Source organism: Terriglobales bacterium, from assembly GCA_035651655.1.
In the GTDB taxonomy this organism is placed as follows: Bacteria; Acidobacteriota; Terriglobia; order Terriglobales; family Acidobacteriaceae; genus DASRFG01.
This window is the reverse complement of record DASRFG010000037.1, coordinates 103525-125812: the sequence shown is the minus strand read 5'-3', so window position 1 is coordinate 125812 and position 22288 is coordinate 103525. Positions and strand designations below refer to the sequence as shown.

The 22288-nt window shown below is 56.8% G+C and carries 21 protein-coding genes and 1 tRNA gene; 9 read left to right on the top strand and 13 right to left on the bottom strand.

The features are described 5' to 3' along the window. Positions 1 to 9: 9 nt before the first annotated feature. On the bottom strand, positions 10 to 2496 hold the full coding sequence (locus tag VFA76_17825; protein HZR33708.1) for a heavy metal translocating P-type ATPase: 2487 nt from the start codon (positions 2494 to 2496) through the stop codon (positions 10 to 12). 70 nt (positions 2497 to 2566) lie between these two features. Between VFA76_17825 and VFA76_17820 the strand changes: the two genes are divergently transcribed. Beyond that, positions 2567 to 2794 (top strand): hypothetical protein, encoded by a 228-nt coding sequence (locus tag VFA76_17820; GenBank protein ID HZR33707.1) that lies wholly within the window; start codon positions 2567 to 2569, stop codon positions 2792 to 2794. A 328-nt stretch (positions 2795 to 3122) separates the two neighbouring features. Here VFA76_17820 and VFA76_17815 read toward each other — a convergent pair whose 3' ends face one another. The 7 genes from VFA76_17815 to VFA76_17785 all read right to left on the bottom strand — a co-directional run bounded on the left by VFA76_17815 (position 3123) and on the right by VFA76_17785 (position 7414). Further along, entirely contained in the window at positions 3123 to 3362 is a 240-nt protein-coding gene (locus VFA76_17815; GenBank protein ID HZR33706.1) for a hypothetical protein, read from the bottom strand. Between the two features lie 13 nt (positions 3363 to 3375). Further along, a complete protein-coding gene (locus VFA76_17810; protein HZR33705.1) occupies positions 3376 to 3573 on the bottom strand; it encodes a hypothetical protein in 198 nt (65 codons plus the stop codon). A gap of 530 nt (positions 3574 to 4103) precedes the next feature. Continuing rightward, positions 4104 to 4829 (bottom strand): SDR family oxidoreductase, encoded by a 726-nt coding sequence (locus tag VFA76_17805; protein ID HZR33704.1) that lies wholly within the window; start codon positions 4827 to 4829, stop codon positions 4104 to 4106. A gap of 3 nt (positions 4830 to 4832) precedes the next feature. Beyond that, entirely contained in the window at positions 4833 to 5429 is a 597-nt protein-coding gene (gene folE / locus VFA76_17800; protein HZR33703.1) for a GTP cyclohydrolase I FolE, read from the bottom strand. Between the two features lie 21 nt (positions 5430 to 5450). Next, entirely contained in the window at positions 5451 to 5873 is a 423-nt protein-coding gene (locus VFA76_17795; protein ID HZR33702.1) for a 6-carboxytetrahydropterin synthase, read from the bottom strand. Beyond that, complete coding sequence (locus tag VFA76_17790) at positions 5870 to 6280, bottom strand: 6-carboxytetrahydropterin synthase (GenBank protein ID HZR33701.1); 411 nt, start codon at positions 6278 to 6280, stop codon at positions 5870 to 5872. The genes VFA76_17795 and VFA76_17790 overlap by 4 nt, the downstream gene beginning before the upstream one ends. Positions 6281 to 6295: 15 nt before the next feature. Beyond that, on the bottom strand, positions 6296 to 7414 hold the full coding sequence (locus VFA76_17785; GenBank protein HZR33700.1) for a glycosyltransferase: 1119 nt from the start codon (positions 7412 to 7414) through the stop codon (positions 6296 to 6298). Between the two features lie 22 nt (positions 7415 to 7436). On the opposite strand from VFA76_17785, the gene VFA76_17780 reads away from it, so the two are divergent. The 4 genes from VFA76_17780 (at position 7437) to VFA76_17765 (ending at position 14314) form a co-directional block, all read left to right on the top strand. Continuing rightward, positions 7437 to 7937 (top strand): TlpA disulfide reductase family protein, encoded by a 501-nt coding sequence (locus VFA76_17780; protein ID HZR33699.1) that lies wholly within the window; start codon positions 7437 to 7439, stop codon positions 7935 to 7937. Further along, entirely contained in the window at positions 7934 to 9058 is a 1125-nt protein-coding gene (locus VFA76_17775) for an aminotransferase class V-fold PLP-dependent enzyme (protein HZR33698.1), read from the top strand. Before VFA76_17780 ends, VFA76_17775 begins: the two co-directional genes overlap by 4 nt. A 103-nt stretch (positions 9059 to 9161) precedes the next feature. After that, positions 9162 to 11324, top strand: coding sequence for a prolyl oligopeptidase family serine peptidase (locus VFA76_17770; GenBank protein HZR33697.1), 2163 nt, complete (start codon positions 9162 to 9164; stop codon positions 11322 to 11324). 398 nt (positions 11325 to 11722) lie between these two features. Continuing rightward, the gene (locus tag VFA76_17765) at positions 11723 to 14314 is read left to right on the top strand and encodes a response regulator (protein HZR33696.1); all 2592 of its coding nucleotides are present in this window, start codon (positions 11723 to 11725) and stop codon (positions 14312 to 14314) included. Position 14315: 1 nt separating this feature from the next. On the opposite strand, the gene VFA76_17760 is transcribed toward VFA76_17765, so the two are convergent. Further along, a complete protein-coding gene (locus VFA76_17760) occupies positions 14316 to 14516 on the bottom strand; it encodes a hypothetical protein (protein ID HZR33695.1) in 201 nt (66 codons plus the stop codon). Between the two features lie 132 nt (positions 14517 to 14648). Between VFA76_17760 and VFA76_17755 the strand changes: the two genes are divergently transcribed. Beyond that, entirely contained in the window at positions 14649 to 15995 is a 1347-nt protein-coding gene (locus tag VFA76_17755; protein ID HZR33694.1) for an NAD(P)/FAD-dependent oxidoreductase, read from the top strand. Positions 15996 to 16248: 253 nt separating this feature from the next. Here the strand turns inward: VFA76_17755 and VFA76_17750 are convergent, their stop codons facing one another. Continuing rightward, a complete protein-coding gene (locus VFA76_17750; protein ID HZR33693.1) occupies positions 16249 to 16989 on the bottom strand; it encodes a PilZ domain-containing protein in 741 nt (246 codons plus the stop codon). A gap of 139 nt (positions 16990 to 17128) precedes the next feature. On the opposite strand from VFA76_17750, the gene VFA76_17745 reads away from it, so the two are divergent. Then, positions 17129 to 17205 (top strand) — tRNA-Arg (locus VFA76_17745). Positions 17206 to 17363: 158 nt separating this feature from the next. Here VFA76_17745 and VFA76_17740 read toward each other — a convergent pair. Next, on the bottom strand, positions 17364 to 18029 hold the full coding sequence (locus tag VFA76_17740) for a hypothetical protein (protein HZR33692.1): 666 nt from the start codon (positions 18027 to 18029) through the stop codon (positions 17364 to 17366). A 643-nt stretch (positions 18030 to 18672) separates the two neighbouring features. Here VFA76_17740 and VFA76_17735 point away from each other — a divergent pair. Continuing rightward, positions 18673 to 18858 (top strand): hypothetical protein, encoded by a 186-nt coding sequence (locus VFA76_17735; GenBank protein ID HZR33691.1) that lies wholly within the window; start codon positions 18673 to 18675, stop codon positions 18856 to 18858. A 297-nt stretch (positions 18859 to 19155) separates the two neighbouring features. Further along, complete coding sequence (locus VFA76_17730) at positions 19156 to 19689, top strand: DoxX family protein (GenBank protein ID HZR33690.1); 534 nt, start codon at positions 19156 to 19158, stop codon at positions 19687 to 19689. A gap of 31 nt (positions 19690 to 19720) precedes the next feature. Here the strand turns inward: VFA76_17730 and VFA76_17725 are convergent, their stop codons facing one another. Further along, entirely contained in the window at positions 19721 to 19870 is a 150-nt protein-coding gene (locus tag VFA76_17725; GenBank protein ID HZR33689.1) for a lmo0937 family membrane protein, read from the bottom strand. 108 nt (positions 19871 to 19978) lie between these two features. Continuing rightward, the gene (locus VFA76_17720) at positions 19979 to 22000 is read right to left on the bottom strand and encodes a pyrrolo-quinoline quinone (GenBank protein ID HZR33688.1); all 2022 of its coding nucleotides are present in this window, start codon (positions 21998 to 22000) and stop codon (positions 19979 to 19981) included. Between the last annotated feature and the right edge of the window lie 288 nt (positions 22001 to 22288).

Genomic DNA, 22288 nt, shown 5'->3' with positions numbered 1-22288 from the left:
CTATTTCGACTAGAGTTGCAGCTTACGTAAGCGCAAAGAGTTGGTTATCACGGACACGGAACTGAAGCTCATGGCCGCGGCGGCGATGATGGGACTGAGCAGCAAGCCAAAGAAGGGATACAGCACGCCGGCGGCGAGGGGGACTCCAAGCGAGTTATAGACGAAGGCGAAAAAGAGATTCTGGCGGATATTGCGCATGGTTGCCTGGCTTAGCCGCCGTGCGCGAACGATACCGCGCAGGTCGCCTTTCACCAGGGTGATGCCGCCGCTCTCAATGGCAACGTCCGTGCCCGTGCCCATGGCAATGCCGACGTCAGCCTGGGCGAGCGCGGGCGCATCGTTGATGCCATCTCCCGCCATTGCGACCACGCGCCCTTTGGCCTGCAGGTCGCGAACGACCTCGAGCTTGCGATGGGGCAGGACTTCGGCCTCGAATTCTCCCTCACCCAAGCCCAGCTCTTTCGCAACGGCCCGCGCGGTAGCACGGTTATCGCCGGTGAGCATCATGAGGCGAATTCCCTGCCGGCGCAGGTCGCTGAGTGCCTGGGGTGTGGACTGTTTTATCGGATCAGCAATGCCGATCAGCCCGGACGGCTTGCCATCAACCGCGACAAAGACGACCGTTTGGCCTTGCTCGCGCAGTTCCTGAGCGCGCTGTTGCAACGGCGCGAGGTCGATCTTCAGTTCCTGGAAGAGCTTCTCATTGCCGGCGGCCACTTCCCTGCCCCCGGCTTTACTCTCCACTCTGCCAACGATACCCTGGCCGGTGAGCGAGCGAAACTCGCGCACCTCGGACAGCTTTAGATCCCGCTCTCGTGCGGCCATGAGCATGGCGCCAGCGAGTGGGTGCTCGCTTCCCTGCTCCAAGCTGGCCAGCAGACGCAAGAGTTGATTTTCTTCGATTCCGGACGCAATGACAGAGAGAACGCGCGGCTTGCCTTCGGTGAGCGTACCGGTTTTGTCCACCACCAGCGTGTCCACTTTTTGCAGGAGTTCGAGCGCTTCGGCATGGCGGATGAGCATGCCGGCGTGGGCACCTCGTCCGGTGGCAACCATTATGGCGATCGGGGTGGCGAGGCCGAGCGCGCACGGGCAAGCAATAATCAGCACAGCCACGGCGTTCACCAGGGCGTAGGCGAGTCGCGGCTGCGGGCCGAAAATGGCCCAGGCGACAAACGTCAATATGGCAATGGCAATCACTAGGGGCACGAACCAGGCCGAGACGCGATCGGCAAGACGCTGAATGGGAGCGCGGCTGCGCTGGGCCTCGCTGACCATGCGCACAATTTGCGCCAGCAGCGTTTCCGAGCCGACACGCTCGGCGCGCATGATCAATGATCCGGTGCCGTTCACGCTGCCACCGATGAGACGGCTGCCGGGGCCTTTCTCTATGGGGAGCGATTCGCCCGTGATCATGGATTCATCCATCGAACTCTGGCCCTCAAGAACCACGCCATCTACCGGGATTTTTTCTCCCGGGCGAACGCGCAGGCGATCGCCCGGCTGCACCTGGGCAAGAGGAACGTCCTCTTCCAGGCCGCCGCTCAGCACGCGGCGCGCGATTTTCGGGGAGAGGTCGAGCAGCGCGCGAATGGCGCTGCTGGTCTGGCTGCGGGCGCGCAGCTCCAGCACTTGTCCTAACAGGACCAGAGCAGTGATTGACGCGGCGATTTCGAAATAAACGTGGGCAGTACCGCCTTCGCCGCGAAAGGAAGGTGGAAGCATGGCGGGTGCCACGGTGGCGATCACGCTGTACACATAGGCCACCCCGATGCCCATGGCGATCAGGGTGAACATGTTGGCGCTGCGGTTCTTGATTGAGGCCCAGCCACGCTGGAAGAACGGCCATCCACCCCAGAGCACTACGGGAGTGCTCAACGCCAAGTCCAGCCAAGTGATCAGGCGTGCCCCGAGCGCATGCTGCAGCGGCTGGCCAGGAACCATGTCCGACATGGCCAGAAATACGGTCGGTATAGTCAGGGCCACACTGAAGCAGAAGCGACGCCTCATGTCGCGCAGTTCGGGATTTTGTTCTTCTGTCGCAGCGGCTACGGTTCGCGGTTCGAGCGCCATGCCGCACTTGGGGCATGTACCGGGAACGGGCGAGATGACCTCGGGGTGCATGGGGCAGGTGTATTCAACCTGCGCCGCGGGTTGTGCAAAGGGAAATTCCGGTTCCAATGCCATTCCGCATTTGGGGCATGCGCCGGGACGTGGCTGGTGGATTTCCGGGTGCATGGGGCAGGTGTAAGAAGTGGAAGCTGGCTGGATGGAAAGCAATTTTGGAGCGGGCTTTTGCGGATGTACTAACCGGGCGTACTCGCGGGCCAGGTATCTCTGGGGATCACTGCGGAATTTTTCCGCACAACTAGCGCAGCAGAAGTAGTAAGTCCTTCCGGCGTGCTCGAGTTGGTGCTTGGCAGAGGCGGGATCTACGTCCATGCCACAGACGGGGTCCTTCTGCAACGTGCCCTGTCGCTTAATGTCCGGAACCATGATTTTTCAATGAACAGGCTATATTAGATCGTGAGTTCGCGGGAATCGATTCGCAGCGGAGGGAATGGGAGTGACCCAATTGGAAGTTGTCTATCGTTATGGAGCCACGCCGGGCGAGGCGGAGTTGCGCGCGATTGACAAAGTGCGCGAAGTTTACGGCATACGACGCATCAGTTTCAGTGAGAAGGACCACACGGTGCGGGTGGAGTTTGATGCTTCGCGCCTAAAAGAAACCGATGTGGCGAATTTGCTGCGTCGCGGCGGATTAGATTTAGGAGAGAAGCTGGTCCTGGCGTGAATGCGAATGGAATGTTGAGCTGCTCTAGCTTTCCAAGTTCAATTGTGCGCAGGGGTGACAAAGCAGGAGTTCAGGAATCGCAGGAAAAGCAAAAGGGGCGCTCAAGAAAACCTCTGGCCGAAGTTTATTCTCGAGAGCGCCCCTGTTGCGCGCCACTTCGTCTGGCCCGGTTGTTGCATCTCTCATGCCAACTCGGCAACTCCGGTAAGTCCTTGTATATCAGCGCTTCCAAAGTGAGTCAGAGTTCGACTTTGGTAGGATTTACCGCTCCCCGGAAACTTTTACTTTGGGTTCCTCCGCGTAGCAACTGCCTAACAACTAATTAGGTTTATTGGAGGACGTTGTTGTTGGGGTTTGAAGCAGGGTTTTCTTCCATCTCCAGAGTGTCTCTTTTAACTTCTTCGTTCACTACCATCGCTAACGCCACGGAAAGCACGGTGAGGAGCAGCAGGCCGCTGGCAAATACGGTTGGTACACCGCTTTTCAACCACGGGGAGCAGAGCCGCATTCCCCACACTGATCCGGCAAAGGCGACAAACAGGCGGGCGAATTTACCTAATCTTTTCATTTAAGAATTCGCGTTAATCGCTAAGCAGTTCAACGTGTTGACGTCCGAAGGTGTTCTTCTTCCCGTGCCGCCGCGCATACCAGGCCTGAGAGAACAGTCCCCACACACCCCAGGAAACCAGCAGCCCGGCAACAGCAAAGCTGCCGTACCACCAGGGCACCTGGAGGCCTGAGACAACGCGCGCCATTAACCACCCAAAAAATATGAACATTCGACCATTCTGCTGGTCGAAAGCACATTGGGGCAGTTACCGATAGTGTGGTAACAGTTACCCGACTTCGGTGCAATGACCAGATGGGTACATCGGCAGAATGGTCAGCCGTAATGAATGGGAGGGTTCGGTCCTGCAATATATAATTTGCGAACCTACTCCGAATTGACCCCGGGATCCGAGGACCATGACGAGCCAAAGAGAATACAAATGCGAGATTTGCGGGAACGTAAGTGATCATCCGCTGCACTGGTTTGTGATCGAGTGCGACGGTGAAAAGCTCGCCGTATATAAATGGAAATCCGAGATCGCAAATTCTGATTCGGCAAGGCACTGCTGTGGAGAAGCCCATGCCGAGGTGTTTATAAGCCGCTGGTTTGATTCGGTTTGCGTGCCACCGAGGAAAGTCCTGGTCTAATTAGTCCGGTCGTTTTCCGCAGCTTCTGTTTTCAAAAGCGTATAGTGCGCGAGAAGTTGGGGAACTGAGCTCAGGATGCACTAGCGCTTCCTGCCAAATTGTACCAACGTTTTTAAAGGGCGCCGCTGGTGGGCATCAGGACGACCTCTTCCACGGTGCTGTCGGGGGGCAGCAGGATGGCGTCTAGAACGGCGGCAGCAACGGTTTCAGGGCGAAGCATGCGTGCACGCGGAGCATCCGGCCAGAACTGCTGCCAGATGTCGGTATCGGTGGCCCCGGGCAATAAAGCGATTACGCGAATACCTAGCGGGCGAACTTCTTCGCGAAGGCTTTTGGTGAGTGCCAGCGCGGCGTGCTTGGACGCGCAATAGGCGGCCTGGCCGGCAAAGACGCGGATGGCTGCTATGGAAAGGTTATTGACGATCGCGCCGCCATTACCCAGGAGTGGCAGCGCCGCGCGCGTGACCAGGAATGTGCCCGTCAGGTTGGTGGCAATTACATCGGTCCAGGCCTCGAGCAGTAATTTTTCGACACTGGCAATTGCATGGGAAACGCCGGCATTGTTGATGAGAGAATCGAGATGGCCGAACTCTTGTTTGATGGCTGCGAAGAGAGCTGAAACGGAAGACGGATCGCGGACGTCGCAGGGTTGGGCAAGAACTTCGGCCGGCGAGAGATCACGCGCGACAGCTTGCAGTGTCTGGTTGTCGCGTCCGGTGATCACCAGCTGACAGCCTTCGGCAGCGAGAACTCGCGCTATGGCGAGACCGATACCACGCGTAGCGCCAGTGACCAGGGCAATCTTGCCGGCCAGGCGTTCGCCATCGGGCTTTGGCAAGTTCTAGACTCCGTTGGTGCGTTGGCGAATGAGGGAGAGGAACTCTTCGCGGGTCTCACGGCCGTCGCGGAAGACGCCGAGCATGGATGAAGTCACCGCGGCAGAGTGTTGCTTTTCAACGCCACGCATCATCATGCACAGGTGGCGCGCCTCGATCACTACACCCACGCCTTGGGGTTCGATAGCGTTCTGAATGGTCTCTGCGATCTGGGTCGTAAGGCGCTCCTGCACTTGCAGGCGGCGGGCAAAAACATCCACCAGGCGGGGGAGTTTGCTGAGGCCGATCACTTTGCCTTTGGGAATGTAGGCCACATGCACTTTGCCGAAGAAGGGCAGCAGGTGGTGCTCGCACAGGCTGAACATCTCAATATCCTTGACAATTACCATTTCATCGTAGCTCACGGTAAACAGAGCGCCGCGCAAGATGCTTTCGGGATCTTCCCGGTAACCGCGCGTGAGCTGCTCTAAAGCATGATGCACTCGTGTGGGCGTTCGCTCCAGCCCTTCCCGTTTGGGATCTTCACCCAACCGAATAATCATTTCTCGCACCAGCTCTTCAAAGCTGGCGCTGGTTAGCGTGGTGGCTACGGTTTCCTTCATTGCTTCCCTGCTCCCTGCCGGCTAATGGCGGAGCTCAGCCTGGCCGGCGTACTCGAACGAATTCATCATGGTCTCTTCTAATCTGACCTTCTCCAGATGAGCGGCGCGGAAGCCGCGATGCAAAACGTTATAAATCTCAGTACACAAGTTTTCTGTCGTGGGAACGTCAGTTTTGAACTCCGGGCGAAGGTTCAGATTCTCGTGGTCGAAGCGCTGCAGCACCTCTCGTTCGACAAAATGATCGAGATCCACAAGATTGCAGACCATTCCCGTGCTCGGATCTACCTGGCCGCTGACGGTTACTTCAAGCGCGTAGTTATGACCGTGACCATAGGGATTATTGCACTTGCCGTACGTGCGGCGATTTTCCTCCTCCGACATCTGCTCGCTGTGCAGGCGGTGCGACGCAGAAAACATATAGCGGCGTGTGAGATGAGCTTTCATGGCTCCCCATAAAAATCCACGAACAAGTCGGGTGTCTCGTAAACTCGCACCCGATGCAGTTGCGCAGCTTGAAGACGCGGCTGCAGACGCTGCCAGACGGCAATGGCAATGTTTTCGGTAGTGGGAATTTGCCGAGCGAATTCTGGCACCTCTTTGTTCAAGAAGCGGTGATCCATGGCATCGAGAACTTCGCGGTTGAGAATGTCCTTGAGCTGCTTGAGGTCCACCACGAAACCGGAGCGGGGATTGACCTCGCCTTTGACGGTAACTTCGAGAGTGTAGTTGTGCCCGTGACCGTTGGGATTGTTGCACTTTCCGAAAAGGCGGCGATTTTCCTCCGGGCTCAGGTCCGGATTGTGGTAGTAGTGCGAGGCGGAAAACTCGGCTTTGCGGGTCAGGTAAACCATGAAGTTCCTCGTAACCTAGGTGCCACTCCGGTGCGCGCCAACAGCTTCCGCGCGCATGTCTCCCGGTTTCTGCGCCGGGAATGCACGTCCTCCGTAGGTACGACCTTTCCATACGATCGCCCCTCGCCTATGAGAGAGTTGCGAGCGCCGCAAAAGTAACACGAAAACTGGCAAGCCGAAGATTGCCAGCAGGTTGGCGTCCCAGCCGAAATGGGCGCGACGAATACGGCGTAAAAAGAGGGCATAGAGGGTGGCGGCGAGGGCTCCGGCTGATACGGCCAGACCGGGAGCGTTTTTTAGAGCGGCAATGAGAGCGGTGGTCGTCCCAACAAGCACGACCAGAAATTCCAAGGCGCGCTTGATCGCAAGTTGTCCCGGCGATGGAAAGAGCAGCGCCAGATTTTTGGTCCAGCCCTGGCGAAGATCAGCGAAGTTGCGGTACATGCGCGTGCGTACGGCGTCCCCGCCGAAGCGGAAATACACAGGATAACCCGCACGCTTTACAGCGCGGGCCAGATCCACGTCTTCGAGCAGGCTTTGGGAAAGTGAGGCGAACCCACCGATGCTCTCATAAACATCGCGGCGGATAAACAGATACTGACCATTGGCGGCAGCGACGGGAGAGGCAGGATCGTTAACGTCTTCGGTGCGGAAGGTGGCCGTGAGTTCGGCAAAGACCACCGGCATAATGGCCTTTTCCCAAAACCCGTGCACTTCCTGGGCGGGAGAATAAGAAAGGAGCGCAGCGTGGTGTGCCTGAGCTTCGAGCACAGTGCGGCCGAGTGATCCCGGCAAATGCACGGTATCAGCGTCGGTAAAAAGCAGCCCGGTGCCACGCGCATGAGTCGCACCGGTGGCGAGGGCGTTCGACTTGCCGGTGCGGCCAGGGCGCAGGGGAGCGGCGTGCACAACCTGGACATTCGCAAACGACGAGGCGATTTCGCGAGTGCGGTCGGTGGAATCGTCGTCCACCACGATGACCTCGAAATCAACTGCATCCTGAGTCACGATGGACTGCAGGCAGGCTCCCAGGCAGTCTTCCTCATTACGCGCGGGGACAATTACGGAAACCTCGGGAGCATCGCTTCCCTGCTCTCCCGGCTGTCGCTTTGAGTCAGTCGGAGACCTAAGCATACGAATTGTTTATTATAGCTTTGTGAAGCATCTCTCCTGGTTCGCATTGCTTGTGGCTGGCCTATTGAGCGGCTGTTATAGCGGAACTCGGCCGCCGGGAATTGGGACGCCAGCGCCTGATTTCACGGTAAAGGACAGCGAGCGCGCGGTCTCATTGCACGACCTGCACGGCAAAGTTGTGGTGCTGAATTTCTGGGCAACGTGGTGCGCTCCATGTGTCGAAGAAATGCCGTCGCTGGTGGCCATGCAGTCGAAGATGAAGGACCGTGGCGTAGAGGTGCTGGCGGTGAGCCTGGATGCGAGCGGCCAGTCCTATCACCAGTTTTTACAAGAGCATAAAATTGACTTGCTCACCGTACGAGACGTGGATCAGAAGAGCAATCGGCTGTACGGGACTTTCAAGTTCCCCGAGACGTACATCATTGACCGTAACGGCATTGTGCGCCGCAAGTTCATCGGCGCGGTGGATTGGACTGAACCCGAGGTGGTGGATTTTCTCAACAAGCTGTCAACCAAAGGATGAAACCGCTGTCCGAGGACTTTGGGCCATTCAATGGCCGTGTCTGGCTGAATACCGCACATCAGGCGCCCATACCTAAAAGCGCGGTCGCCGCCTTGAACGAAGCGCTGCGGATGAAAGTCGAACCGTGGCGCATTACCGATGATGATTTTTTGGAAGTTCCCAGGAGCCTGAAGGCCGCCCTGGCAAGACTTTTCAACGCCAGTGCCGACGATATTATTCTGGGGAATAGCGCCTCTTACGGGATCAATTTGCTGGCCTATGGCATGCGCTGGAAACCCGCAGATGAGGTGCTGTTGCTGGCGGGAGATTTTCCTGCCTCGGTTTTTCCATGGTTGGGTCAACGCGACAAAGGCGTTTCGGTCAGGTTTGTGGAGCCGAAAGGCAGCGGTTTCGACGCTGACCAGCTGAAACCGGCACTTACCGGCAGGACGCGAGTCTTCTGCGGCAGCTGGGTAAATTCCTTTACCGGCGAAGTAATAGACCTGGAAAGCATTGCCGAGGTCTGTCGAGATAATGGCATTTGGTGCGTGATTAACGGCTCACAGGGGGTGGGTGCGCGCGCCCTCGACCTCAATCAGAGTGGCATCAGCGCAATCGCGAGCACCGGCTGTAAATGGCTGTGCGGGCCGTACGGAACGGGGTTTGCCTGGATTCATCCTCGGTTGCGCGCGGAACTGGAGCCGATCCAGACCTACTGGCTGCCAATGATGTGGAGTACGGGCGTGAGCATGCGAGACTACCGAATTGCAAACGATCTTGGTGCTGCCGCTTTTGATGTTTTCGGCACCGCCAACTTTTTCAACTTCATGCCGTGGACGGCGGCGGTTGAGTATCTCTGCGACAAGGGGATGAACGCGATCGCGAAGCACAATGACGACTTGGTGGAGATGCTCGTCAAAGGTCTAGGGAGGGATTTCGATTTGCTGAGCCCAGCCGAGCGAGGAAGCCGGTCTGCGCTCGTCGTGTTCAGCCATCGGGAGAAGGGTCGCAATCGCGAGATTTGCCGAGCTCTTTACGAAGACGGAATTGACATTGCGGTGCGTGAAGGAAACTTGAGGGCGTCACCTCATTTATTCAATGGTTCGGACGACATTGAGCGGTTGTTGAGAGGGCTGGGTTGAGCCGGGCCGTGAGATAAGGAAGCGAGCCAGACCAAGGCACGAGCTGATTGCGTTTGTCCAATTTCCAAGGTATATAGCTAGTTCTTCTCCGTGGAGAAAACTGATGCTGATTAAGCGGTTGGTGGTTAGTTTTGCTCTTCTATTCGCAATGCAGGTGGCAGTTGTTTCGTTAAATGCTGCCGACAAACCCAAGCTCACGCTCGACGAGTTTTTCAACGGAGTATCAATTAGTTCGGTGAAGCTCTCGCCTGACGGTCGCGAAGTAGTCATCGGCACCCAGCGCGCCGACTGGGAGCAGGAGATCTACCGCAAAGATCTGTGGCTATATAGAGACGATAGTAAGGGAGGCGGATCGCTGACGCAGTTGACGCAGAGCGGCCACGATACCGATCCGCAGTGGTCGCCTGACGGGCGTTGGGTCGCGTTTATTTCGGACCGCAAACTGGCCGGCGACAAGAAATCCGACGACGCGGAGGGCGGAGATGCCAAGAAAGGCAAGGCCCAGGTTTACCTGATCTCTCCGGCGGGCGGAGAAGCTTTCCCCATCACTTCGGGAGATGAAGACATTCACGCCTTCGCCTGGTCGCCTGATTCTCGCGTGCTGTATTTCGCCACTCGGACTCCCTGGACTAAAGCCCAGAAGGATGCCTACAAAAAAGAATGGAACGACGTCAATCAGTATCGCGAGGCGGAACGGGGGGATGTAATTGCGGCGCTCGATTTAGAGAGTGCACTGGCCCGACACGCTGCCGAGGGAATGCAGCCGATTACTCCGAAGGAAAAGGAAAAAGAAGAGGAGGCGGGCACGCCGGGAATGCGCATCGTGGCGAATAGCCAATATAAGGTGCAGGAGATCGTGGCGTCGCCGGATGGGCGCAGGCTGGTGTTCAACACGGGTTCGATATCGGACCGGGTCGAAGGCGTAGAAGCGTATGAGATCTATGAAGTGGAACTAGCCCAAGGCGGGCCTAAATACTCTCCGCGCCAGCTGATTCACAATCAGGCGCTCGAGGGCGATCTCAGGTGGTCGCCTGACAGCCGGACGGTCTTCTTCCGCGTGGGATTGGGATCGGTTGACAGTACCTATCGCGACCTGCAAGACCGGGTGTACCAACTGGACATCAACAGCGCGCAAGTGACCCGCTGGGCTGGCAAATTTGGCGGGCCGGTAAGCCGGTATGAAGTTCTGCCAAGCGGCGGACTGATCGCGCCGGCGCGGCTCGGAACACAAGTGCAACTTTACTCTCAGGCTGGGGCCAACAGCGGCTTTGACAAGAAGCAGGGATGGCCGGGCACTTACGAAAACTTCGCGACCGCCCTGCACTCGCCGCGAGTTGCGGTGGTGTATTCGTCGTTGCAGCGGCCGACCGAAGTCTATCTGGCGGAGAGCGCTGATCAGTTGGAGAAGGCGCGTCCGATCACGTCATTCAATAAGCTTTTCGCCGAGCGTGAGCTTCCGCAGGGAAAACCTTATCGTTGGACCGCCGATGACGGCAGCACCGTGGAAGGCATGCTGATCTATCCGCCGGGACAGTTTGGCGCCAAGCATTTGCGAATGCTTACGCTGATCCATGGTGGTCCAGCGGACGCCGACGGGGACCACTTCGAGGCGGATTGGTATCAATGGGCGGCGCTGGCCGCGACCAATGGATGGCTTGTCTTCGAGCCCAACTATCGCGGTTCCAGCGGGTACGGTGACAAGTTCATGGGCGAAATCGTGCCGCATCTAGTTTCGCGTCCCGGCAAGGACATTCTTGAGGGAGTGGATGCGCTGGTGCGCGAGGGCATTGCCGACCCCGATCACCTGACTATCGGCGGCTACAGCTATGGCGGCTATATGACGAACTGGCTGATCACGCAAACCACCCGCTTCAAAGCCGCAGTCACGGGCGCGGGCGCAGTAGAGCATGCGGCCAACTGGGGCAATGATGATCTGACATTCGATGACGCGTTCTATCTTGGCGGACGTCCGTGGGAGGCGCAGGCGATGTACAACGATGAAGCGGCGCTGTTCCAGATGAACAAGGTGAAAACGCCGACGCATGTGGTTGGGGGAGGCGATGATATTCGAGTGGCCGTGGCCGAGGACTACCTGCTGGAGCACGCGCTTCACTCGCTGGGCATACCGAGCACGCTATTGATCTTTCCGGGAGAGGGCCATTCGCTCTCGAAAAATCCGTGGCACGGAAAGATAAAGGTGCGGGAAGAGTTGAAATGGCTGGAGAAGTACGATCCCGCGCCGGCGACGGCTGCGGTATCAAAATAACCCCGAAATAGGAAGCTGAGCTCTTGGAGAACTCCGGGGAGACCCGTTACTGAGACGAGCAGTGAAACTCCTAAGCGGCACGCTATTGGCGGCGATCCTGATTTTTGACTGGCCTGTTCGTGCATCGCGACCAGGAGAGACACTCTGAATGACCAGACCCGAACTGGCATTGCAGGAAGCTTCGTGCGCCTGCCGCATGGAATGGTCCATCACCCGATCCTGATTCGATTCTTGCAACCACCTTCCCTTCCCCATCGCTGACGGAGCCTTTCGTCACCTACGGCGAGGTGCCAGTGAAGCTTTAGGCTGAACTGATCCACATTCGGATGGCTGTAGCTGGACTCCGTCGCTGTTGATCATTTAGGTCTCGGCGCAAGCCAGCGCTCGGCGGAACGCGCATGAACCTGAGAAGAATGGGAAGCTGGCGGGGGATCGCCGTCGTCGGTTTCTTGCTCACCGCCCACTCTGCTGTCCTGATTCTCCTGGGAACGAACTCACCGGGTCCGCTGCTCTCCGACCTGATTCAGTTTTTGCTGCTGATGCTGTGCGCTTGGGTTGCGCACCAGGCCTCTCGTCGCTCGGTTGGCAGCCCGGGGCGATATTTTTGGAACCTGGGGACGGTGGCGTTTGGGCTGCTTGCCTTTTCAGAAGCACTGCTGGCGGTCGGTACGGTCTTCCCTCCTTCTCACTTCGTTCAGTCAGTCAGCGACGTGCTGTTTGTTTTCTGGTACGCACCGTTGGCCATGGCGCTCTTCCTTGACGTGGATTTCGCAGAGGGGCGATTTGACTGGCTGCGCATCTTCGACTTCATTCAGGCGATGCTCTTCTGGGTTGTCGTTTATCTCTATTTTTCTTACAGTCCGCCGGGAGCGCATCCTCCTCTGGAAGTGGCGTATCGGTTATGGGAACGGGGACTTGTCTATAACGGAGTATTGGCGAGCGCATTCTTGTTGCGTGGTGCGTTGACCAGTTCTTCAGTGGTACAAGCTTTCTTTGGACGGATGGGAACATTCTTTGTGGTGGCTGGCGTCGGGGGCGCTTATTACAGCTACCCGGGAAGAAATCTGAGAGATGGCAATTGGTTCGATATCGTCTGGAGCATTGGAGATGTGATGCTGATGGCGATCGCCGCCACCTGGAGCACGGCCGGTTCGGAAGTGGTGATACGCAGTACGACTACTCGACACGGAATTGTGCGACATTTTTTTCCGCTACTGTATCCGCTGCTGGTCCTGGTAATGGCGGGGTGCATTATTGGGGAGCAGATAATCTCAGCCGCAATGATTGGCCTGGCTTGCTTCCTGTGCTTTAGTTGCCGGACATTGGTGATCCAGTACCGCCAGGAGCGAATTCAAATTGAGCTGCGAAGCGCCTCCCTGGCGGCCGAAGCGGCCAACCAAGCCAAGAGTGAGTTTCTGGCGAACATGAGCCACGAGATCCGCACTCCAATGAACGGAGTCCTGGGAATGACGGAAATGCTGCTTGAGACCGAACTCAACGCCGACCAACGTGAATTCCTGGGAATGGTGAAAACTTCCGCAGACTCTTTGCTGACCATCATCAACGACCTGCTGGACTTTTCGAAGATTGAAGCCGGCAGGATGGAGATTGAAGCCATCGAGTTCAATCTGCGCAACGCGCTGGAGGACGGACTGAAGACCCTTGCCGTCCGCGCTCATGAAAAAGGGTTGGAGCTGATCTGCGATATCGGGCAGGAGACGCCTTGCGCACTGATCGGTGATCCCGGCCGCCTTCGACAAATTGTGGTGAACCTGGTGGGGAACGCCATTAAATTTACGGAGCGCGGAGAGGTGACACTCCGCGTTGAGGAGGACTCGCACACGGAACAGCACATCCGCTTACATTGTGTGATCTCGGATACCGGCATAGGTATTCCAATGGAAAGACAGCAAGCCATCTTTGAGGCTTTCACCCAAGCGGATAGCTCAACCACCCGCAGGTACGGGGGAACGGGATTGGGCCTGACCATCTGTTCACGATTGGTGAAGGCCATGGGTGGACGCATTTGGGTGGAAAGCCACATCGGCGCGGGAAGCTCGTTTCACTTTACCTGCCGCCTGGGCCTCCAGAAGGACGCGAGCAGCCTGGATTCCGCGGCTGAGATTGACCTGAAAGGGTTGGCGGTCCTGGTAGTGGATGACAATGCCAGCAACCGCCAAATTTTAGAAATGACGCTTAAAAAGTGGCACATGCAGCCGACTCCGGCGGATGGAGGCGGAGCAGCATTGGGTATCCTGGAACTTGCCAAGACGGCTGCGCACCCGTTCCCGCTAGTGATCCTGGACGCGCGCATGCCCGATATTGATGGTTTTTCTGTCGCCGAACGCATCAAGGTGGATCCGGCCCTGGCGGGCGCCGCGATTATGATGCTGACCACCGTGGGACAAAGGGGTGATGCGGCGCGCTGCCGGGAACTGGGGATTGCCGCTTACCTGACCAAACCTGTCGCGCGGTCGGAGTTGCTGGAAGCCATTCAAATTGCCCTGGGGAGAGGAAAGAGCGCCGGAGGTCAAGCCTCTCTAGTGACCCGGCATTCCCTGCGCGACCACCGCCACCAGCTACGCATTTTGCTGGCTGAGGACAACCTGGTTAACCAAAAGCTGGCGGTCCGTTTGCTGGAGCGAAATGGGCACTTGGTGACACTGGCCGAGAACGGTGTAAAAGCATTGGCTGCGCTGGAACAACACCGGTTCGATCTAGTGCTGATGGATGTACAAATGCCGGAGATGGACGGACTGGAAGCGACTGCCAGAATTCGCGAGAGAGAGAAAACCACCGGCACACATATTCCCATCATCGCCATGACGGCGCATGCGCTGAAGGGCGACCAGGAACGCTGCCTGGAAGCGGGTATGGATGGCTATCTTTCCAAACCGATCCACGCTAATGAGCTTTTCGAGTCAATCGAGCGGCAGCTGAAAGCTGGATCGAGCATGGCAGCGGCCGTCGGGGTGGAAACGCGCACTTAGCTCAGCCAACCTTGGTTAGGCTGCGCCACTTGGCGTGCAGCCATATCAGAATACCAATCGCACAAATTTCTAACGGCCCAGGGTTCAGAAGGCTGAACTGTGTAAGGCTGGAAGGGTCCTGGGTTGCGGTCCTGACCGACCAGACGATGCCGCCGGTGGCAATGAGAACAGCGAAGCGCTCTTCCGTACTGATCCGTAACATGAAATCATCTTATAGAGGCTACGTCAGGAAGGCGAAATTACTTCCGTACCGGGACTGAACTTGATGCCATCGAACAGAAAGAGCCGTCTCATTCTGCCTTTCACCATCGTTACGCTCGCACATGCTTAGCAAATGACTGACTCAGTTGATGTTCTGATTATCGGAGCAGGGGCCGCGGGGCTGGCGGCTGCGGGAACGCTCACTGAAGCGGGCGTCAATGTGGCCATGATTGAGGCCCGCGATCGCATGGGAGGGCGTATATGGACCCATCCAGACAGCACCGCTGAATTCGCGATCGAGTTGGGCGCAGAATTTGTTCACGGTCGCCCGCCAGAAATATTCGATTTCGTAAGAGCCGGCGCCCTGAAGGTTCGAGAGGGTATGGGTGAGATGTGGTACTCCCGCGGGGGAAAGCTGATCCAAGGAGAGAAAGTGTTCTCCGAGTACGAGAAACTTTTTAAACGCATGGAAGAACATGTCCGCGGTGGAAAGCCGGACTTGTCGTTTGCGGATTTTTTAAGGGACTGCTGCCCGGAGGTTTCCAACGACGGAAAAGAGTGGGCGACGCGCTATGTAGAGGGTTTCAACGCCGCCGACGCGTCACGCATTAGTGTTAGATCGCTGGTAGAAGGCGAGATTGCGGAACAGCAGATTGATGGCGATCGGGCGTTCCGCATCGAGGGTGGCTATGTTCGCCTGGTGGAAGCGTTGCGTGCCCGCATTGATTCCAATCGGTGCGCGATTCATTTAAATCATGTAGTGCGGGAGGTGGGCTGGAGCCGAGGCCAGGTCGTGGTGGAAGCGACTTCCGGGAACGTAGAGGAAGTTCGGCGCTTTCAAGCGCGGCGAGCGATTATCACCCTGCCCTTAAGCATTCTCCAGGCAGGAGCGGCTGGGCCGGTACGATTTTCACCCTCTCTAGAGATGAAGCAGTCGGCGCTGGCGTGCCTGGAGATGGGGACCGCGTTCCACATTACGCTGCGATTTCGCGAACCATTCTGGGCTGATCCTTCGTTCAAAGGTGTGTCTGGAGGACTTTCGCGAATGAGCTTTCTTTTTTCTAAGAGTGAACCTTTTCCTACCTGGTGGAGCCCTCGTCCGGGAGCGCCGGTGCTGACCGGCTGGACGGCAGGAGGCAGTGCCCGCAAGCTTATCGGCAGCACATCAGAACAGGTGGAAGAAATCTCGGTGACGGCCCTGGCACAGACTCTAGGGGTGGAGACAAAGCTGGTACGCGATTTGCAGCAGGCTTCGTACTTCCACGATTGGCAAGCGGACAGGTTCTCGCAAGGGGCCTACAGCTATGTGCTGGTGGGAGGAGCGGAAAGCGCGCAACGCCAGTTGGCGGCGCAGGTTGAGGACACGTTATTTTTTGCGGGTGAGGCGACCCACTACGAAGGTCACTATGCCATGGTGCATGGCGCTATTGCCACGGGAAGACGAGCCGCCGCCGAGGTGTTGGCGGTAAGAAGGGTTTGACTGTTCCGGTGTGTTTCTACTTGGAGTTTTTGCGCATACGCCGAACTTCCATGAAGGTCAACGCGGTGGTGACGGAAATCAGGCAACCGAAGAGAATCTCCATGATGGATGTTGAACTCATTGCTTCCTCCACAATACGGCGTCATGAATTACTGACAACACAGCAACTGCAAAAGTGAGAGTACTGGGCGGAGGAGTACCAGTAAATATTACTTAGGTGATGTGGCGGAAGATGGCGCGGCGACCCGTCCAGCTAAAGACCCAGGCCGGCCGCATTCTCTTCGGGTGCGTGCAATTCGCGCTGGGCATGCAGGACGGCCATCCATTTCTCGAATTGTTTGCGAGAGGGGTCGGGCATATGAAGAAAGCGGACACCAGAAACGCCATCGGCGTGGGTCCAGACCACATCGCCCTTAGCCTCGACGGGTTGCGGCTCAATGCTCGGCAAGGCGAAATTCAGGCGCACCGTACCTTGCAGGTAGGTATTGCCGCTGATGCGCATGGCAAGCCCGCCCTCACTGATATTCACGGCCCGGCCATCAACGGTGACGCGTTCGGCTTCAACTTGCACCGGCAAATCAACCGGGTACCGAAAATAACGGCGATGTTCGCGCTCCATGAGCACGCGAGCAATCTTCAGGTAGGCGTGAAGCTGATGGTTAGGAACCGGTTTGGCGAGAACGAAACTGGCGCCCATTTCAAGCGCTGAACTCACAGCGGTGACGCCATTCACAACGGCAAATATGGTGGAGAGGCGATTGGAGCGGCTGTTGCGGATTCGAACCATGGCTTCAGGCCCGCCGGGAAGATCATCGCAATCAACCATGAACCCATCCAGGTGGCGGCGCTCACAGGCGCTCAAAGCGCTGGAGGCGTCCGAGCGAAATTCAGGCTCGATGCCAAACGATTCCAGCGCCGGCTTCACCTGTTCGAGCAGGCTGTGGTCCCGGGTTACTAATAAACATTGAAGATGCATGCCGGATGAGAGTGCCATCTCCAGGTCCGTGAGCCGGGCCGTTTAACCCGCGCCACGGACCTGATTTGTTTTGGAGTGGCAGAAGGATATTAGGGGTTACGGAATGGCGCGTGAAGGTAACCGAAGTAAGGTGACATGCTAAGATAAATGAAAGGCCGCGCCCTTAGCTCAGTTGGATAGAGCGTCTGGCTACGAACCAGAAGGTCGGGAGTTCGAATCTCTCAGGGCGCGCCATTTTACTTCCGTTCCTTCAAGCGGTTAGCAGCTTCTCCGACACTTGCTCTTGTCCAAGATTTGCGTAGTTGTGCCCAGTTTTGTGCCCACTCATCCTCTCATTAAGGGTTTCGAGCGCCTGCAACAGATATACGTGCCCACTGATGAGTATTATTTTGCTAAAGGTGAGGCATTGATTCGTTTGTTTCGGGATTTTCGATCTCGTTCAGCCTCTGCGTTATCTGCGTGAGTAAGGCAATCATCGCATCTGAATGATCTTGGCCTGAAGCAATTTTGGCGTCGAGGATCGTGAGTTGATCTTCCGAAATTCGAATTAGCGCTTTCAGTTGCGAGATCTTTCTTCCTGCCTTTTCTGCGTTCAGCTCCGGGTGAAATTGTTGCTTTACTAGAGATGCAATCAGGACAAGGACTCCTAGCAATCCCACAGCTTTAGGCGAGAGAGACTCTTGAACGAACGAACTGGCGAGCACGCCGCCGATAATGTATTGCCCTACGGTCAGAAGATTGGAAGAGATTCTGGCAATCCGTTCGGAACTCCGGCCGCTCGTCATCGCCTGCTTTGCTTCGTCCAAGCGTGTTATTGCGCGTTGCCTGGCAACTTGTGAAGGCGAGACCGTGCTGCCCGCATATGCGTTGTCTCTGACGCTATATCGCGAACTTGTGGCGAACACTTCACTTTCGCGCCGAAAGGTAAGGCTCTTTTCCAGCCATGCCATCGTGCTCCTGGAGGCGAAGATAGCTCCGGCAAGAGTCAAAATGGCGCTGGCGATGGCGCCGTATTTGTTTAGATATTCGAAGATGTTGCGCGCGAACTCCGTCGGCATTTCCATAATTCGGCGTCAAGCGAGGCAATTATAGACCACGCCAGAAGCCGGCTCCCGAGAATTGGCTGGGAAGTGTGCGATCGAGCTTCTGCTGCGGCTAGCTAATACATTGTTCCAAAATGCCGAGAACAGATGTCACCTGCAGCACTCCGGGTTTTTAAAAGACGCGCCCAGACGATGCACTCGTTCCCGGGGGCCCCAATCGATACCCCTAAGACAATTCCTGCTCCCGCACGCGGACAATCCCTGCACCGCGACTGTGCCTACTTTTGTGCCCACCACCGAACCTTACTGCTACTGAATAAGCAACGCTGCTCGGAAACCATTGTCCGGTGCGGCATTCAGCACGCTCGGTAGCAATCTGTGACTCTCAGTGCATGTTGTTGAGTTCTCGTGCGGCAACGGCTACGAACCAGAAGGTCGGGAGTTCGAATCTCTCAGGGCGCGCCACTTTCCAGCCCGTCGCCACCAGCCGTGCTACCAGTTTGCTACCCACAGCGGGTGTGAATATACGGTTGCCTTGCCCATCGGGACACCTTAACGCTCGTGATAATGCGCCCGCAGCTCTCGAATTAAGGGCAACTCAAGTTGCAAGTTCCGCACCACACTTTAAGGCAGCCCCAGAAAAACGGAGAATATAAAAATGGGTGATCGTGAACGGAATGAAGGTGGTTCTCAGCAAGGTCAGCAAGGCCAAGAAGGTCAACCCGGCAAGGGACAACAGGGTCAATTCGGCCAGCAACAACGGAGGGACCAGGAACAGCCCCGCAAGCCAGGACAGGGTAGCCAGCAAGAAGGTGAAGACAAGAAGCGCGAAGACGTAGCGTAGCTTTTATAAAGAAGAAAGCGGCAGCAGCGTCTGGGAAATGTATCTTTCCATCTCAGGGCTGCTGCCCTTTTTTAGCCAGATTGCGATCTGTAGGATTTCTAAACAATTCGCGTACTCGCTGCCCTGAAATGGCAAATCGTGCACTACTTTGGCTCGGGGCAACTCGCTTGGCGGGGCGCGGGCAAAAAACGCCTTCCAAATCTCTTGCGGTTAGTCACTCTTCTGCGGGAATAAAGATTCCCTTTCCTCGTTAGCTACATTACGCGGGCGCGAAAGCCGCTCAAGGAGAGGGACAATATGAAGAAAGTACTGAACTGGCTGCTCAACCCACCCGTTTCTGGTCCGAGATCGACGTTATATCTGAGGGTGATGGCGGGAGGAGTGTTTTTCTGGGAAGGGATATTGAAGTTTGTTTACGCCAACCAGGGGGTGGGGCGGTTCACAAAACTGGGGATGCCGTTTCCGCAGTTCACAGCCAATTTTGTGGCTTGCCTCGAGATCTTTGGAGGATTGCTGTTGCTCACCGGCTTGATGACACGTCTGATCGCTATCCCGTTTATCGCCGAGATGATCGTGGCGATTCTCTCCACCAAAATCTCGCTGTATCTGGGACGGTATCCGCTGCCGCTGCCACCGGTGCCACCGCAGGTGGGAATGTGGGCAGTCTTGCATGAGGTGCGGTCCGAGTACGCTCAACTGCTGACCACCGCTTTTCTGTTAATCAACGGCCCGGGAAGGTGGTCCCTCGATGCGATCTTACGCAAGGAGAGACCAGCAAGCTTGTCCGAGCGCGCCAAAAGAAACAGCGTACCTGGTTTGTCGGCTGTGTAACAGAAAGGCCGTTTTTGACTGACTGACGTACTTATACTGTGGCGCCTCGGCCGCTGAGCAGGTTGATCACTAACACAACCAGAGCGACCACAAGCAGTAAGTGAATCAGGCTTCCAGCAACGTGAAACCCGAATCCGAGCAGCCACATAATCAACAAGATTACAAAGATGGTCCAAAGCATGATTAGTCTCCTGGACTTCGTAACTCGACAGTTAAGACGCGTGCAGCTACCCGCCGGGATGGCCGGAGATGCACCTGATCAGTACAGGGCTTTTCTCGACGGGCGCATTTAGTGGAGCAACCCGTAAATGGCCAGTTGGCTGAGGCCCTCGACATAGACCTTGCCATTAATCACCGTGGGTACGGCAAACTTCACGGCGTTGCCAAAGTGGTCGCGACTGCCAGCCTGATCGGTGTTGTAGAGTTCCCTGGCAACGTTGGTGGCATCGTAGGCGTGCAAAATGCCATTCTGTCCAGGAATCCGTTCCACCGCCCACAAAATGCCGTTGCTGGTCCCGTTGGCTGAAACCACCGGGTATCCGCCTTGATGATCGAACGTGTTTGGACTCACGGCCACGGGAGAATTCGTCAGTTTGCCACCTACGAGTTGAAATTGCTTCACATTATCGTTCTCGCCGATGTAATAAACGAAGCCGTTAAAGTAAGCTGCGGTACTGAAGTTGTTGTCGTCGGGGCCATGACCCAGAGCGTTGGGCAGGAACTGAACTATTTGCCCGTTGTCCCCTGCCCGGAAGTGGCCCATGTTGTTGGTATCAACCACGTAGATACTGCCCTCTTTACCGGCAGTTGTGCCTAATGAGGTACCCGGGATGAGGAGCAATCCTGCGGATCCAAGGTCAATATCATTCTCTGCCAGATGCTGCTCATTAAAGGGAGTGAAGAAGTCAGTGACCGCCAATCCCGTCCCGTTCGGAGTGGAGTTGTTGCCATTGCGAGTGAGCTTCAGGATGGAATCGCCATAATTGGAGCCGTGTGTGTCCACATCAAATTGCCCATTGCTTGTTACGGCGTAGATGTTTCCCGCCGCATCTGCCGATAAACCGCAGCCTGACTGCCAGATCGAGCCGTCATTTCCGGTAGGAGAGACGGTCCAGTTCACCACCTGCTTCAAGGTTGCAGCGTCATAACCCATGATCCAGCCGTGATAAGGGCCATGGTCGCCATGCGAAGCGAATGCGATGTAAACGACGCCATTCAGCAGCAATAACGAGGCACGCTGCAGTTCGATTTTTGGGTCGAAGGTGAGGTTCCCTATCTCTCCTTCGAGGGTCACCGGGCCGCCGAACTTCTCGGAGCCGGTGGTGATGTCGAGCGCGTGCAGTCGCTGCACGTAGTCCCCGTTCTCTTTGGTGAGCGGAACCACATACAGAGTTCCGGTGGCGGGATCTATGACCGGGGTACTGGTAATGCCAATCTCAGGAAAAATAGTGCTGCCCACATCTCCGGTAGGGACAGGGGTTATTCCGTTTGCCGGGTCAATGAAGCTGCGCTTCCAAAGTGGCCCATCTACCAGCCCATCGGCGTCGAAGGCGTACACGGTGTCGTGTTCGGTGGCGACGAATATGACATTGTGAACTCCCTTTCCCGGGATGTTGAGGTTCTGAACATACAGGGGCTGTGCATACATGGAGCTGTCCACGCCATAGGAGTGGATTTTGCCGAAAGATGCGGAGTTAACATTGGCCGGCGTGAGAATGGTTTCATTCGGATTCAGGCCAGTGCGGGCGTTATCGTAGCGTTCCGTAAGGACGCCAGCAGCTACGGCCGAGGCTGCGACGGTTACGGTTGCTTTTCCTATCTTGGTGGAGTCGGCCGCGCTTTTTGCGGCGACGGTATGGTTTCCCGGCGCTGCCGGCGCGGTATAAAAGCCGTCTTTGGTGATGATGCCGGTGGTGGCGTTTCCGCCGGCCACGCCATCAACCCCCCAGGTGACAGAGTGGTTGTCGCTGCCGGTTACTGAGGCCGTGAATTGCTGCGTTTGCCCCGGGGTCAGCGATACATTTGCGGGTGCAACGGAGACGGCGATGGCAGTCGTGCTCACCACCACTTTGGCGGTGGCCTGCTTGGTTGGGTCCGCCACGCTGACGGCAATTACATTGTGCGATCCCTCCTCCTGCGGAGCTGAGTAGCGACCGTCACGGGAGATGGTCCCGGTCCGGTCATCGCCATCAGGTACGTCATCTACCCGCCATGTGACCGCTGTATTGGCACTGCCCGATACGCTGGCTGTGAATTGCTGCACCTGCGAGGGCGCAACCGTAACGCTTTGCGGTGAGATGCTGACCGACACCGCGGACGACGCGTCCTTAACCCCGGAACAGCTGGAAATAGCGATTATTATGCTCAGACTGCACAATGTTCGAAGGATCTTCAAGGTTCGACCTCAGGTATGGCGGCGCGTCAAGAGAGACGTACGCCGAGAGGAGAGATGCTGCTGCTTGGGAGCGGAGATGCCCGGACTAAGTGGTCACGTGCTTGTTGCCCGCAGGTGGGTGCTTCAGAACCGCGAAGGGACGCGGACTTCAGCCCTGTTGTTTATGCCCGACAACATGCACCTTTAGGTTGGGTGCGGCTCCAG